Here is a 14,368-nt window from a genome sequence, read left to right on the forward strand (position 1 = left end):
AACCTAGAGGGCAGCGGGTTAACGCCCTATTGCCGGCCACGCGACCGTAAGTCGCAGCTTAGGACACAATTAAGCATACTCGCCCAGAGGATGAAGCCACCCAATCGCCAAGGTGTACGCATGTCCCGCAATCTCGGCTCCGGAATCTCGGCCGCCGCCCTCGCAACCGCCCAGGAGGCGGCCGGTCAAGGGGTCCTTCCGGGCCTGCGCGCGTCGCAACTGGGCGATTCCGCCTCGGCCGATTCGATCGCCCGCCTCAATCGCGAGGCCACCACGGTCCAGGATCCGGCCACCATCAAGCTGCTGAACAAGGCGATCATCGCCGTGCAGCGCGGCGAGTACGCCCTGGCCGAGAAGACCGCTCTGAAGGCGCTCAAGAAGAACGAGCGCGCTGGTCCGGCCTGGCACGTCCTGGCCGTGGCCCGCGAGAAGCTGGGCGACTTCGCCTCGTCGATGCACTGCTACGACGCGGCGCTGAAGCTGCTGCCCGACGAGGCCGCCGTGGCCGGCGACCTGGGCCGCCTGGCCTTCCGCATGGAAATGCCGGACATCGCCGCCAAGCTGTTCATGCACTTCCTGAACGCCAACCCCGCCAGCCTGGAAGCGACCAACAACCTGGCCTGCGCCCTGCGCGACCTGAACCAGGAATCGGCGGCGATCGACATTCTCAAGCCCGCCATCCAGGCCAATCCCACCCAGCCGGTGCTGTGGAACACCCTTGGCACGGTGATGTGCAGCCTCGGCGAGGGCCGCACGGCCGTCACCTTCTTCGACGAGGCGCTGCGCCTGGCCCCCCTGTTCGGCAAGGGCCTGCACAACCGCGCCTTCGCCCGCCTCGACCTGGGCGACGTCGAAGGCGCGCTGGCCGACTGCGACGCCGGCATCCTGGTCGCCGATTCTTCCGAAGACCTGGCGGCCATGAGCTTCGCCCGCTCGACCATCCTGCTGGCGCTCGGTCGCGTGACCGAGGGCTGGGCCGCCTACAGCGCGCGCCTGTCGACCGAACTGGGCGGGGTCCCCAACTACCAGTTCCCGGTCAAGACCTGGAAGCCGGGCGAGGAGCTGGCCGGCAAGCGCCTGCTGGTCGTGGCCGAACAGGGCCTGGGCGACGAGGTGATGTTCGCCAACACCCTGCCCGACGTGGTCGAGGCCCTGGGCCCTGACGGCGAGCTGTCGATCCTGGTCGAGCGCCGCCTGGTGCCGCTGTTCGAGCGCAGCTACCCGCAGGCCAAGGTCGCCGTGCACCGCACCGTCTCCTATCAGGGGCACATCTATCGCGACGCCCCGTTCATCGAGGACTGGTCCAAGATCGACAACTGGGTCCCGATGGGCTCGCTGCTGGAGACCCTGCGTCCGTCGGTCGAGGCCTTCCCCAAGCGCGAACGTTTCCTCACCCCCGATCCCGAGCGCGTCGCCCACTGGAAGAAGGTGCTGGGGGACGCCCCGCCCGGACCCAAGGTCGGCCTCCTCTGGAAGAGCCTGAAGCTGAACGCCGAGCGCGCCCGCCTGTTCTCGCCGTTCGAGCTGTGGGAGCCGGTGCTGAAGACCCCGGGCGTCTCGTTCATCAACCTGCAGTACGGCGACTGCGACGAGGAGATCGCCTATGCCCGCGACCAGCTGGGCGTCGAGATCTGGACCCCGCCGGGCATCGACCTGAAGCAGGATCTCGACGACGTGGCCGCCCTCTCCTGCGCGCTGGACCTGGTGATCGGCTTCTCCAACGCCACCATCAACCTGGCCGGCGCCTGCGGCGCGCCGATCTGGATGCTGACCGGCGCGGCCTCTTGGACGCGCCTGGGTTCCGACCATTCGCCCTGGTATCCGCAGTGCCGCTGCTTCATCGCCCCGGACTACGACGACTGGCGTCCGATCATGGCCGATGTCGCCGGCGCCCTGGCCGACTTCGCGAAGTAATCGGACAGGAACATCGGGCGCGGGGGCGGGTTTGATTCCCTGAACGGGCGGCGATCGTCGCCCCATCAGGGAGCCCGCCATGCCGCCGGAAGCCGACTACGACCCGCAGGATGTCGCCGAGGTCCTGGACGAGACCAACCTGACCGAGGACGGCCAGGACATCGCCAACTTCGACGATATCGACGACGTCTACGACGCCACCCAGGCCGAGGACGACGCCGCCGAGGACGAAGACGACGACTACGACATCATCGACGATTCCGAGCTCGACGATGTCGACGACGAGCTGGAGGGCGGCCGCGACGACGAAGGCCTGGACGTCGAACGCGAGCCCCTGGACCCGGTCGGCGGCGGCCTGTCCGACGAGGACCTGGTCTCGACCGACGACGAGGAGCCGTCCGACTACGAGTCGACCCGGCTGGCCGACGACGACATCGAGGCGCTCGGCTACGAGCGCCGCCGCTAGGCCTGATCCGTCAAAGCCGCGCCAGATCCGTTCTAGCCGCCCCTCGTCTGCGTCCATAGTTGCGCAGTACGCCCCCTCGCGTCAGGCTGCCAGGCGGCCCGACAAGGAGATCACGCATGTCCGACCCGAAGCCCGAAACGCCCCCCGAAACCGACGCCGACCAGCCGGAATATCTGGAAGACCAGTTGGAAGAAGGCCTGGAAGAAAGCTTCCCGGCCAGCGATCCGCCGTCCGTCGCGCGCCGCCATCGCCAGCCGCCGCAGAACCCGTCTTGATCGCGCGGCGCGGCTCTGTAGGTTAGCCCTGAAGATTTGAACACTTGTTCGAGGCGCGCTCCATCCGGGGCCGCCGTCAGGGACACCGCATGAGCTCGCGCTTCGAAGGCACCGCCGACTACGTCGCCACCGAGGATCTGAAGGTCGCCGTCAACGCGGCCGTGGCCCTGGAACGTCCCCTGCTGATCAAGGGCGAGCCGGGCACCGGCAAGACGGTGCTGGCCTACGAGGTCGCCAAGGCGATGAACGCGCCGCTGCTGACCTGGCACATCAAGTCGACGACCAAGGCCCAGCAGGGTCTCTACGAATACGACGCCGTCACCCGCCTGCGTGACAGCCAGCTGGGCGACGAACGCGTCAAGGACGTGAAGAACTACATCAAGAAGGGCAAGCTCTGGGAGGCGTTCGAGTCGCCCGTCCGGCCCGTGCTGCTGATCGACGAGATCGACAAGGCCGACATCGAGTTCCCCAACGACCTCCTGCAGGAGCTCGATCGGATGGAATTCTTCGTCTACGAGACCGGCGAGACCATCAAGGCCAAGGTGCGGCCGGTGATGATCATCACCTCCAACAACGAGAAGGAACTGCCGGACGCCTTCCTGCGCCGCTGCTTCTTCCACTACATCCGCTTCCCGGAAGAGCAGACGATGCAGGCCATCGTCGACGTCCACTTCCCGGGCATCAAGCAGAAGCTGGTCGCCGAGGCGCTGCGCATCTTCTACGACATGCGCAAGGTTCCCGGCCTGAAGAAGAAGCCGTCGACCTCGGAGCTTCTCGACTGGCTCAAGCTGCTGCTGGTCGAGGACATCGACGAGACCGTGCTGCGCGAGAAGGATCCGACCAAGCTGATCCCGCCGCTGCACGGCGCCCTGCTGAAGAACGAGCAGGACGTCCACCTGTTCGAGCGCCTGGCCTTCCTGGCCCGCCGCGAAGGCAGCGCCCGCCCGGGCCAGTAGGCCCGGCGTCCGGCTCGTCGGGGGGATTGAGCCTGGACGCGCGCTCTCCCGTCGGCCAAAGCTTGGCCTCTGTCGGGAGGCCTGCATGAAGTCCCTGGTCTGGACCGTTCTTGGTCTCAGCGTGCTGGCGTCGCCGGCCCTGGCGAGAGAGGCGTGCGAGGCGCGCCCCGCGGCCGCGCGCGTCGCCCTGCCCTCGACCAGCATGTCGCGCGACATGATCACCCTGACCTCGGCGGGGCCGACGCTCTCGGAAAAGGGCCTTCAGTACAAGGCGCTGCTGAAGGCTCAGGCCAAGTGCGATCTGGAGGGCCTGGACGCCGGCGGCATGTCCTACGCCGTCTTCGAAACCGGTGAAGAATCGCCCGTCGTGGTCGTGCGCAGCGCCGCCCCCGACACGCCGATCTTCTTCGTCGCGTCCTTCATGGACCTGACCGCCCTGGTGATGCCCGCTCTCGACGGCAAGGGCGACGCGATCCCGCCCGCCACGCACCTGCTGGGCGTGGCCACCAAGACCGGCGGGACGGTCCTGCGCCTCTACGCCGGCCAGCCGGACGCGGCGATGGTGCGCGAAGACACGCAGGCGGCCCTTCAGGGACGCCTGCCTCCGCTGGCCAGCCGCAGCGGTCGCGGAAAGAACCTCAGCATCAACATCCAGCCCGACGCCTACAAGGATCAGTGATCTTCGCCGCGCCGGGCGCCGTTACCGCGATTTCATTGGACGCCGATCGCCGAGCCGCACACCTTCGCGCCGAACGTGAAGGATATTCCTCGATGCGCCTGATCCTTGTCCTGGCCGCCGGCGCCGCCGCCCTCGCCGCCTGCTCGCCGCCGGCCTCGGTGAAGACCGAGCGGCACGAGCGCGTGACCTACAAGCGCCAGCCGCTGCGCGCCATCGAACGCCTGGACTGCCCCGAGCACCAGGGCAAGCTGACCCGCGTCAGCATCGCCCCCGACGGCAAGTCGTGCGGCTATGCGGGCGACCAGGCCGAGGTCACGCTGCGCCTGGTGGCGCTCACGGGCGACGACGCCGAGGCCGCCCTCGCCCCGATCGAGACCGACCTGAAGGCGCTGATGCCCCACCTCAAGGCCCCGACCGCCCCCGGCGCGCCGAAGGGCAAGGAGACGGCCCATATCAAGCTGCCCGGCGTCAGCATCGACGCCCGCGACCAGGGCGCCGACATCCGCATCGGCGACATGACCATCAACGCCGACGACGGCGAGGCCCAGGTGCGCATCACCAAGAACGTCACCAGCAAGGACGGCGAGCGCACCACCTCGATCGAAGAGCGCAAGGATGGGGGCCGCGAGAGCCGCACGGTGCGGGTCAGCAGCTCCGACGACAAGGACGGCGAGGTCGACATCCGGGCCGACGATCACGGCGCGGTCGTGCGCCACCGCCAGAAGGAAGGCGACGGCGTGCGCGCCACGCTGGTGCTCGCCAGCGACAAGGCCCCGACCGGCTATCACCTGGCCGGCTACGAGGCGCGCGGTCCCAAGGGCGGCCCCTTGGCCGTGGCCATCGTCAAGGCCAAGGACCGCAATTCCGAGGACGGCGACCTGTTCAAGGACATGAAAGCCCTGATCCGCCGCAACGTGGGTGGGTGAAGCGCCAAAGAACCTCCCCCTGTGGGGGAGGCGGCCGAAGGCCGGTGGGGGGAAGTTTTCAGCTTTCCAGGCGTTGGCCGATCTCGCGATCACGCCCCCCCACCGATCGCTTCGCGATCACCTCCCCCACAGGGGGAGGTTCTCAGTTGGCTCCCCTCAGATCGGCGTGACTTCCATCACTTTGTAGGTCAGCGGGCGACCGTCCTCGTCGGTGACGGTGACGTATTCGCCGATGGCGAAGCGGTGCTGGCCCAGGCGGTGGACCGGCTCGTCGTCGATCTGGTCGTCTTCGTCATAGTCGAAGAACCAGCGCTCGCCGCGGCGGGCCAGGCGGCCGTCGGCGGGATCCTCGTCGGGGGCGAAACGGCGCACCGCGCAGTCCTTCTTCGCCTTGGCGTACTCGGCCTCGTCCAGATGACCGTCGTCCGTCAGCGGCGCGGTCAGGGCGTAGCCGCGATGATCGTCGCCGCCGGCGAATTCGGTGCCCGGATTGCGGGCCAGACGCATGACGATGCGCGATAGGGACATGGACTGCCTCCTTCTTCTTGGTTGAACGGTTCAGTGCGACAGGAAGAGCGACGGGCCGTCGGCGTTCAGCAGGCTGCGCGTCGTGCCGCCGAAGATGAACTCCTGCAGGCGCGGGTGACCGAAGGCGCCGGCGACCAGGAAATCGGCGCCTTCGGCCTTCGCCGCCTCCAGCAGCAGCTTGGCCGCGTCGTGCGAGCCTTCCAGCACCCGCACCTGGGCGGAGACGCCCCGGGCGGCCAGGAAATCGACCATCCGGGCCAGTTCGAAGCTGCGCGACGAGGCCGCCGGCGCGCCGGCCACCACCACCCGCGAAGCCTTCTGCAGCAGAGGCAGGGCCGTGCGCAGGGCCCGGCTGGCCTCCTTGCCGCCGTCCCAGGCGACCAGCGCCGTACCGCCGACCTTCAAGCCCTCGCGCGCCACGACCACGGGCCGCTGCTCGTCGGCGATCATCTGCTGGAAGGCCTCCGCCAACGGGCCCTTGCCGCGCGCGGCGGCGCTGTCGAACACGATGACGTCCGACAGGCGGCACTCCATGGCCAGGCCCGCCCACACCGGCGATTCCAGCGTCGTCACGCGCGATTTCGGATAGCCCACGGCCGCGACCATCGCCTCGACGGCGTGCGCGCCCTCGACGGCGGCTTCCTTCAGGCTCTCCAGCGCCGTGACCTGCACGCCGCCCATGAAGCCCTCGCCCATCCACGGCATCAGGTCGGCGACGTCCGCCGGGGCGTGGACGGCGGCCAGTTCGGCGTCGAAGGCGCCCGCCAGTTCGGCCGCCGCGCGCAGCACGCCTTCGTCAGGCCTGGCTCCCGCCAGCGGCGCCATGATCCTTGCCCAGCTCATGATCGGTCCTCCATTTCCTTGACGCGTGACGGTCGTCGAAACCGGTATCCACTTTCGACTGTCACGCTCCTCGGTACGCATTTCCAACAAACGCATTTCCACAGGCGTCGGGCCGGGCCATCATTGATCTTCATCAAGCGATGCGGCACTCAAACCACCTTCACCGTAAGGAACGATCTCGTGGCCAAAGGGCTGCATAAGGGCCCTCCGAGGGCATGGCAGCGGATGCTGTCGGGACGCAGGCTGGACCTGCTGGACCCCTCGCCCATGGACATCGAGATCGAGGACATCGCCCACGGTCTGGCCCGCGTGGCCCGCTGGAACGGCCAGACGATCGGCGAGCACGGCTTCTCGGTGGCCCAGCACAGCCTGGTGGTCGAGGAGATCGCGGCCCACATCAAGCCCGACCTCGAGCCCCGCTGGCGGCTGGCGGCGCTGCTGCACGACGCCTCCGAATACGTGATCGGCGACATGATCAGCCCGTTCAAGGCGGCGCTGGGCGTGTCGTACAAGGACTTCGAGGCGCGGCTGGAAGACGCCATCCACATCCGCTTCGGCCTGCCGGTGAAGACCCCGGCCCCGGTCAAGAAGCTGATCAAGCAGGCCGACCGCGCCTGCGCCTTCTTCGAGGCCACCCAGTTGGCGGGCTTCGAGCACGGCGAATCCCTGTCGATCTTCGGCGCCCCGCCGGCCGGATACGACCTGAAGATCACGCCCCTGCCCCCGTTCGAGGCTCAAGCCCGCTACGTCCAGCGCTTCCACGTGCTGTCGAAGGCGGCCGGCTACGAGTCGGCCCCGGGCGAAGCGTTCGAGACCGAATGACGGCTCCGTCGGCAGCCTCTTCCGGGATCGTCATCGGCCTGTCGGCCGTGGTCGTCGCCGTGCGCGACGGCGAGGTGGTGGTGCTGACCGTGCGTCCGCACGACGCCGTCACCGACATCGCCTCGCCCCTGCCCGGTCTGCCCTTCGGTCCGTTCGACCCCGAGGGCCACCGCACGTTCGAGCTGGCGCTGCGCGCCTTCGTGACCGAGCAGACGCGGTTCCAGCTGGGTTATGTCGAACAGCTCTACACCTTCGGCGACAAGGGCCGCGACGCGCCGCGAGCCGAGGTCGGGGCCGGCGCGGCGCGCGTCGTGTCGATCGGCTATCTGGGCCTGACCCCCAAGGCCACCGACACGCAAGCCCCCGACACCGCCTGGGCGCCCTGGACCCGGTTCTTTCCCTGGGAGGACTGGCGCGCCGGTCGCCCGGCGCTGCTGGACGAGGCCATCGCGCCGGCACTGCGCCGCTGGGCCGGCGACGACGCCGACCGCCTGTCGCGCGCGCGCCTGGCCTTCGCCCTCGACGGCGCGCCCTGGAACGAGGAACGGGTGCTGGAGCGCTACGAGCTGCTCTACGAGGCGGGCCTGGCGCCCGAGGCCGCCCGCGACCGCGCCCGCGCCGACGGCCACGACCCGGCCGAACCCGTCGCCCTGTCGGCCGCGCTGGGCGAGCCGATGATCTCCGACCACCGGCGGATCCTGGCCACGGGCCTTTCGCGCCTGCGCGGCAAGATCAAGTATCGCCCCGTCGCCTTCGAGCTGATGCCGGCCGAGTTCACCCTCTCGGCCCTGCAGCGCACGGTCGAGGCCATCGCCGGCGTGCCGCTGCACAAGCAGAACTTCCGCCGCGTGGTCGAGCGCGAGGACCTGGTCGAGGGCCTGGGCCGCCTCGACAGCGAAACCGGCGGCCGCCCGGCCGAACTGTTCCGCTTCCGCCGCGAGATCCTAGGCGCCAGGCAGGCCGGCGGGCTGTCGCTGCCGTTGCTGCGGGACTGAGAGTCCTCCCCACGTCCCGTCATTCCCGCCCTTGTGGCGGGAAACCCTGGCTCCGCCCGCACATGAAGTGCAAGCGGATCGCTGGCGATCCGCCCCATATCCGCACCTGCGGCTGACAGAGGGGTTCCCGCCACAAGGGCGGGAATGACGGGAAAAGAGGAGCGACAGTTGACCCCGCCCGCAACCTGCGGCCGACTGGCGCCATGAAACTCGACAAGCCCGTCGTCATCGGCGCGATCGCCGCCGTCGTCCTGCTCGGCGTGGGCGGCGGCCTCATGGCCTACGTGCTGCGCGACACCCAGGCCGAAGCGACCCAGGACAGCGCCGACGATCAGCTGGCGATCGCCGGCGCCAAGATCGCCGTGCAGAACCGCTTTCCTGAGGCGACGGCCGTCAATTTCGGCAAGGTCTTCACCCACCAGGACGGCGAGGTCGTCTCGGTCTGCGGCGACGTCGACGTGCAGCAGCCGCAGGACAGCTTCGACGGCCCCGAACGCTTCGTCTGGTCGGACGGCGCGCTGGTGGTCGAGGAGGCCGACGGCACGGATGTGGTCAACGCCAAGTGGGCGGATGTTTGCCAATGACCCCTCTCCCCTTGCGGGAGAGGGTGGCCCTGCGGAGCGGGGTCGGGTGAGGGGTCGCACCAACAAAAACGCCGCGACAGCCGATCAGCTGTCGCGGCGTTTCATGTCTGAGGGACCCCTCATCCGTCGGCTGTCGCCGACACCTTCTCCCGCAAGGGGGAGAAGGACGATGGATCAGCCCGCCACCAGCCCGAAGTCCGCCACCTGGCCCATCGCCGCACGGACGGCGGCGAGGGTCTTGAGGCGGTTGTCGCGGTGCTCGGGGTCGTTGACGAAGACGCCGTCGAGATAGGCGTCCACCGGGCCGCGCAGTTCAGCCAGCTGGGCCATGGCGCCGGTGAAGTCTTCCTTGGCCAGGGCGTCCTTCAGCGGACGATCCAGCAGGCGCAGGGCCTGGTAGAGACCCACTTCCGCGGCGCTGTCGGCGGCCGGCTCCTCGGCCTGGCCTTCCGGCAGCGGGCCCTTCTTCTCCTCGGCCTTGAGGATGTTGGAGGCGCGCTTGTAGCCGGCCAGCAGGTTCTTGCCGTCGTCGGTCTTCAGGAAACCGTCCAGGGCCTCGACCCGAGCGACGATGCGCACGAGATCGTCGTCGCCCAGGGCGAACACGGCGTCCACCAGATCGTGGCGCTTGCCTTGATCCTTCAGCGTCACCTTGAGGCGGTCGGCGAAGAAGGCCAGCAGGTCAGCACTTTGATCTGTGCGGCCGATGCCACCGACCTGCGGTGCATAGAATTCGTCCGCTTGCTTGATAATGCTACGCAGCGAGAGACGCGCTTTGGCTTCAAGTACCTGACGGATGACGCCCAAAGCGGAACGGCGCAGCGCGAGAGGGTCGCGAGATCCTGTAGGTTTCTCATTGTGATTGAAGAACCCGACCAGCGTATCGAGCTTGTCGGCCAGGGCCACGGCCACGCTGACCGGCGCGGTCGGAACCGCGTCGGACGGGCCTTGCGGCTTGTAGTGGTCCTGGATGGCGGCGGCGATCTCGCCGTCGACGCCGGCCTCGCGGGCGTAGTAGCCGCCCATCAGGCCTTGCAGTTCGGGGAACTCGCCGACCATGCCCGAGGCCAGGTCAGCCTTGGCCAGGCGCGCGGCTTCCTTGGCCTTGGCCACATCGGCGCCGACCAGCGGCGCGATCTCGCCGGCCAGGGCGACGATGCGCTCGACGCGCTGGGCCATGGTGCCGAGCTTGGCGTGGAAGGTCACGCCGTCCAGCTTGCCCAGCCAGGCGTCGAAGTTGCCGGCCTTGCGGTCTTCGTCCCAGAAGAAGCGGGCGTCAGCCAGACGCGCCGACAGCACCTTGGCGTTGCCGGCGGCGATCACCTTGCCGCCGTCCTTGGCCTCGATGTTGGCCACGGTGATGAAGTGCGGCGCCAGGCCGGCTTCACCCGGCTTGCGCACGGCGAAGTACTTCTGATGGGTGCGCATCGAGGTGCGGATCACCTCGGGCGGCAGATCAAGGAACGACGGGTCCATGTCGCCCAGCACCGGCGTCGGCCATTCGGCCAGGCCCGCGACCTCCTCGAGCAGGCCGATATCCTCGACCAGCTCCAGGTGACGGGCGAAGCACAGGGTCTTGCAGCCCTCGAGGATGCGCGCCTTGCGCTCCTCGACGTCGAGCACGACGTAGTGCGCCTCCAGGCCCGCGACGTACTCGTCGAAGTCCTTGGCCGTGAAAGGCTTGGCCGCGCCCATGAAGCGGTGGCCCTCGGTGACGTCGCCGCTGGCGATGCCGTCGATCGAGAACGGCACGACCTCGCGATCAAGCACGCAGAGGATGCGCTTGAGCGGACGCACCCAGCGCAGCTTGCCCGTGCCCCAGGTCATCGACTTGGGCCAGGGGAAGCCGCGGACGATGGCTTCCACCATCTCGGCGACGATTTCGGCGGTCGGGCGGCCCTTCTTCTCGACGAAGGCCATCCACACGCCGTTCTGCTCGACCAGCTGGTCCTGGGTCAGGCCGGCCTTGCGCAGGAAGCCGTCCATGGCCTGCTGCGGAGCGCCGACGCGGGGACCCTTGAGCTCTTCCTTGCGGTCGGCCTGGGCCAGCGGCAGGCCTTCGGCCACCAGGGTCAGGCGACGCGGGCCGGCGAAGGTCTTCAGCGCCTCGGGCAGGAAGCCGGCGGCGGCCAGATGGTCGCGCGCCATGCGTTCCAGGTCCTTGGCGGCCTGGCCCTGCATGCGGGCGGGAATCTCTTCGGAGAACAGTTCGAGAAGCAGTTGGGGCATCGGAGTTACGCGGCTTCCTGCAGCTCGACCCACTTCTGGGCGCACATCTTACAGAGGTCGCGGATGCGGCCGATGTAGGAGGCGCGCTCGGCGACGGCGATCGCGCCGCGGGCGTTCATCAGGTTGAAGAGGTGGCTGGCCTTGAGGACCATGTCGTAGGCGGGCAGGACGAGGGTCTCGTTCTTGTAGGAGCGGGCCAGCATCAGCGGCACCTGCTCTTCCATCTGCTCGAACTGCTGCTTGAGCACGGCCACGTCGTAGCCGTGGAAGTTGGCTTCCGACTGCTGGCGCTCGTTGGCCAGGAAGACGTCGCCATAGGTCAGCGCGCCCAGCGGCGAGTCGGGATCGTTGAACGGCAGGTCGTAGACGTTGTCGACGCCGAACACGTACATGGCCAGACGTTCCAGGCCGTAGGTCAGCTCGCCCGCGACCGGGTTCACGTCCAGGCCGCCGACCTGCTGGAAGTAGGTGTACTGCGACACTTCCATGCCGTCGCACCAGACTTCCCAGCCCAGGCCCCAGGCGCCGACGGTGGGGTTTTCCCAGTCGTCTTCGACGAAGCGGATGTCATGGGTGCGCAGATCCAGGCCGATGGCCTCCAGCGAGCCCAGGTACAGGTCCTGCATGTCGGCCGGGTTCGGCTTCAGGATCACCTGGTACTGGTAATAGTGCTGCAGGCGGTTGGGGTTCTCGCCATAGCGGCCGTCGCCCGGACGGCGCGAGGGCTGGACGTAGGCCGCGTTCCACGGCTTGGGGCCGAGCGCGCGCAGCACGGTGGCCGGGTGCAGCGTCCCCGCCCCCACTTCGACGTCGTGCGGCTGCAGGATCACGCAGCCCTTTTCGCTCCAGTAGTTGTGGAGCGTCAGGATGAGGCTTTGAAACGATTTGGGGGCGGCGGGCATGACGTCCGAACAGGGGCCTGAAAAAGTCGGCGGACCATAGGGCCCGCCGACTGTCGCTTCAAGCGAAGTGGACGTCGTTTATTGACCGCGGCGGTCGAAAACGGCCGTCGCCGCGACGCTTAGTTGCCCTTGGCGCTCGAACGCTTGCCGGCGTTCGACATCGGCGCGCCGTAGGCCTTGCGGTTCTCGGGCGTGTCGGCGACCGGCGGGTTGGAGACGACATTGGCGTCGCCGGCCTTCAGCGTGGCCTGCTGGTCCGGGCCCATCGACGAAGCCGGCAGCGTGGCCGAGGTCGGCGCGGCCGTGCCGGTGTCGGCCGCCGGAGCGGTCGTGGCGGCGGTCGGATCGGCCGGCGCAGTCGAGGTCGTCGGGTTCATGGCCTGGTCGGCGGGAGCATCGGTCGCCGAGGGCGTGGTCGCCTGGTCGGGAGCCGGTGCGGCGGCCGGCGCGGCCTGGGCGGCGACGTCGGCGCCGGCGTCGGTGGCGGCCATGGCGTCGCTGTTGGTCGTGGCCGAGGCCATGCTGGTCGCCGCGTCATCGGTGGCGGCCGCGGCGGCCTGGATCGGCACGTCCTTGGGGATCAGCACCTTGTCGACCACGTGCAGCACGCCGTTGGTGGCCATCACGTCGGCCTGAACGATGTTGGCGCCGTCGACCATGGGGCTGGCGCCGCTGCCGTCGAGCGTCACCGACGAGCCTTCGACGGTCTTAACCTCGCCCTTGGCGCCGCTGATCTTGGTCGAGTCCACCTTGGTGTTGATCACGTGATAGGTCAGCACCTTCTGCAGCTGGGCCGCATTGGCCGGCTGCATCAGGCGATCCAGCTCGCCGGCCGGCAGGGCCGCGAAGGCCGCGTCGGTGGGCGCGAACACCGTCAGGTTCGGATTGCTTTTCAGCACGCTGGTCAGATTGGTGGCGTCCAGGGCCTTGAGGAAGGTCGTGAACTGGCCCGAGGCCTGGGCCGTGGCGATGAGGTCGCCGTTCGGGGTCACCTTGGCGGCCGGGGTCGCGGGCGCCGTGGTCGCGGCAGGCGGCGCGGCCGCCGGCGGCTGGGCCGGCGCCGCCGGGTCGGCGGTCTGGGCGATGGCGACGCCCGACAGCAGCGCCATGGCCGCCGCGGCGGAGAGGAAGCGCGTCACATACATGGCCTGGTCCTTTCGCTTGAAACTCAGGCCGGCTTTACGCTCCAGATTGCGACTCCGTTGCAGCCGATCACGGGCTCGTGATCCAGACTTCGCCGTTACTTGAAAAAGAACACCAGCGCCGCGCCCGCGAAGATCAGTACGAAGCCCAGCATCGTGGTCCAGCGAATGGCCTCGCCGAGGTAGAAATACGAGAACAACGTGAAGACGATCAGGGTGATCGCTTCTTGGCCGGTCTTAAGCTGAGCCGTGGAATAGACGCCGTGCCCGATACGGTTGGCGGGGACCGCCAGCATGTACTCGGGAAGCGCGATCAGCCAACTGCTGAGGATGGCCACGGGCAGCGCCAGCGGCTTGCCCTTCAGATGGCCGTACCAGGCGTAGGTCATGAACACGTTCGAGCAGATCAGCAGCCCCCACGGGGCGATCTTGGCCCACAGGGGCGTCATCTGAGAATCCTTCGGAACGGCGGAAGAGCGGTCATTGTAGACGTTGCGCGACGCCGGGCGCCACGGCGCCGCTGGACGACGGATTTGCCGTAGAAGCGCGCAAACTGAGCGACCAATGATACTTTTTCAGGCGCCTTGCCTCTTTCGTTTCCAATTGCCTACCGCGCGCCCCCGCTCAAGGAACCGTGGCCGATAGCGTGCGAGCGCCGGGGAAACGACGCGGCCGCATCCGGCGGCGTCGCGGTGATCGAGTGAGCAAATCCGCTCTAGCCATCAACAAAGGGGGGTCCGCCCAAGGCGGACCGGAGCAAGCCGGATGAAACTGATCATAGCGGTCGTCAAACCCTTCAAGCTGGACGAGGTCCGCGAGGCGCTGGTCGCCGCCGGCGTCGAAGGCCTGACGGTGTCGGAAGTGAAGGGTTACGGCCGCCAGAAGGGCCAGACCGAGATTTATCGCGGCGCGGAGTACCAAGTGAACTTCGTGCCCAAGGTGAAGCTGGAAGCCGTGGTGGACGATGCGTCCGCGGCCAAGGCGGTCGAAGCGGTCAAGGCCGCCGCGGCCACGGGCAAGATCGGCGACGGCAAGATCTTCGTCCTCAATGTCGAAGAAGCCGTTCGCATCCGGACGGGCGAAACCGGCCCGGCCGCTCTGTAACGA

General features: G+C 68.4%; 16 protein-coding genes. 10 read left to right on the forward strand and 6 right to left on the reverse strand.

The features are described from left to right. The first annotated feature begins 120 nt into the window (after nt 1-120). The 6 genes from G5B46_RS03305 (at nt 121) to G5B46_RS03330 (ending at nt 5,216) form a co-directional block, all read left to right on the forward strand. Nucleotides 121-1,914 (forward strand): flagellar protein FlbA, encoded by a 1,794-nt coding sequence (locus G5B46_RS03305; protein WP_165256016.1) that lies wholly within the window; start codon nt 121-123, stop codon nt 1,912-1,914. 79 nt (nt 1,915-1,993) lie between these two features. Further along, nucleotides 1,994-2,380, forward strand: coding sequence for a primosomal protein (locus G5B46_RS03310; RefSeq protein WP_165256017.1), 387 nt, complete (start codon nt 1,994-1,996; stop codon nt 2,378-2,380). Between the two features lie 116 nt (nt 2,381-2,496). Next, entirely contained in the window at nt 2,497-2,655 is a 159-nt protein-coding gene (locus G5B46_RS03315) for a hypothetical protein (protein ID WP_165256019.1), read from the forward strand. An 89-nt stretch (nt 2,656-2,744) separates the two neighbouring features. After that, nucleotides 2,745-3,611 carry a MoxR family ATPase gene (locus tag G5B46_RS03320; RefSeq protein WP_165256020.1) on the forward strand — a complete coding sequence of 289 codons (867 nt, stop codon included), beginning with the start codon at nt 2,745-2,747 and terminating at the stop codon, nt 3,609-3,611. An 85-nt stretch (nt 3,612-3,696) separates the two neighbouring features. Further along, nucleotides 3,697-4,290, forward strand: coding sequence for a hypothetical protein (locus tag G5B46_RS03325; protein ID WP_165256022.1), 594 nt, complete (start codon nt 3,697-3,699; stop codon nt 4,288-4,290). A gap of 92 nt (nt 4,291-4,382) precedes the next feature. Next, nucleotides 4,383-5,216, forward strand: coding sequence for a hypothetical protein (locus G5B46_RS03330; protein WP_165256024.1), 834 nt, complete (start codon nt 4,383-4,385; stop codon nt 5,214-5,216). Nucleotides 5,217-5,372: 156 nt separating this feature from the next. On the opposite strand, the gene G5B46_RS03335 is transcribed toward G5B46_RS03330, so the two are convergent. Further along, the gene (locus G5B46_RS03335) at nt 5,373-5,744 is read right to left on the reverse strand and encodes a hypothetical protein (protein WP_165256026.1); all 372 of its coding nucleotides are present in this window, start codon (nt 5,742-5,744) and stop codon (nt 5,373-5,375) included. A gap of 30 nt (nt 5,745-5,774) precedes the next feature. Then, on the reverse strand, nt 5,775-6,587 hold the full coding sequence (locus G5B46_RS03340; protein WP_165256028.1) for a universal stress protein: 813 nt from the start codon (nt 6,585-6,587) through the stop codon (nt 5,775-5,777). A 180-nt stretch (nt 6,588-6,767) separates the two neighbouring features. Between G5B46_RS03340 and G5B46_RS03345 the strand changes: the two genes are divergently transcribed. The 3 genes from G5B46_RS03345 to G5B46_RS03355 all read left to right on the forward strand — a co-directional run bounded on the left by G5B46_RS03345 (nt 6,768) and on the right by G5B46_RS03355 (nt 8,988). Further along, the gene (locus G5B46_RS03345; protein ID WP_165256030.1) at nt 6,768-7,409 is read left to right on the forward strand and encodes an HD family hydrolase; all 642 of its coding nucleotides are present in this window, start codon (nt 6,768-6,770) and stop codon (nt 7,407-7,409) included. Further along, a complete protein-coding gene (locus G5B46_RS03350; protein WP_165256032.1) occupies nt 7,406-8,404 on the forward strand; it encodes an NAD regulator in 999 nt (332 codons plus the stop codon). The genes G5B46_RS03345 and G5B46_RS03350 overlap by 4 nt, the downstream gene beginning before the upstream one ends. 203 nt (nt 8,405-8,607) lie before the next feature. After that, complete coding sequence (locus G5B46_RS03355) at nt 8,608-8,988, forward strand: hypothetical protein (protein WP_165256034.1); 381 nt, start codon at nt 8,608-8,610, stop codon at nt 8,986-8,988. A gap of 174 nt (nt 8,989-9,162) precedes the next feature. On the opposite strand, the gene glyS is transcribed toward G5B46_RS03355, so the two are convergent. From glyS to G5B46_RS03375, 4 genes are all read right to left on the reverse strand, one after another. Next, complete coding sequence (glyS, locus tag G5B46_RS03360) at nt 9,163-11,217, reverse strand: glycine--tRNA ligase subunit beta (protein WP_165256036.1); 2,055 nt, start codon at nt 11,215-11,217, stop codon at nt 9,163-9,165. A gap of 5 nt (nt 11,218-11,222) precedes the next feature. Continuing rightward, nucleotides 11,223-12,119: a glycine--tRNA ligase subunit alpha gene (locus G5B46_RS03365; RefSeq protein WP_165256038.1), complete on the reverse strand. Its 897-nt coding sequence runs from the start codon at nt 12,117-12,119 to the stop codon at nt 11,223-11,225. A 119-nt stretch (nt 12,120-12,238) separates the two neighbouring features. Beyond that, nucleotides 12,239-13,264: a fasciclin domain-containing protein gene (locus tag G5B46_RS03370; protein WP_165256040.1), complete on the reverse strand. Its 1,026-nt coding sequence runs from the start codon at nt 13,262-13,264 to the stop codon at nt 12,239-12,241. 95 nt (nt 13,265-13,359) lie between these two features. Continuing rightward, nucleotides 13,360-13,710 carry a DMT family protein gene (locus G5B46_RS03375; protein ID WP_101718941.1) on the reverse strand — a complete coding sequence of 117 codons (351 nt, stop codon included), beginning with the start codon at nt 13,708-13,710 and terminating at the stop codon, nt 13,360-13,362. A 316-nt stretch (nt 13,711-14,026) separates the two neighbouring features. Here G5B46_RS03375 and G5B46_RS03380 point away from each other — a divergent pair, with 316 nt between their 5' ends. Next, nucleotides 14,027-14,365, forward strand: a complete 339-nt coding sequence (locus G5B46_RS03380) for a P-II family nitrogen regulator (protein ID WP_035046383.1) — start codon at nt 14,027-14,029, stop codon at nt 14,363-14,365. Nucleotides 14,366-14,368 lie beyond the last annotated feature (3 nt).

Source organism: Caulobacter sp. 602-2 (assembly GCF_011043625.1).
GTDB lineage: Bacteria > Pseudomonadota > Alphaproteobacteria > Caulobacterales > Caulobacteraceae > Caulobacter.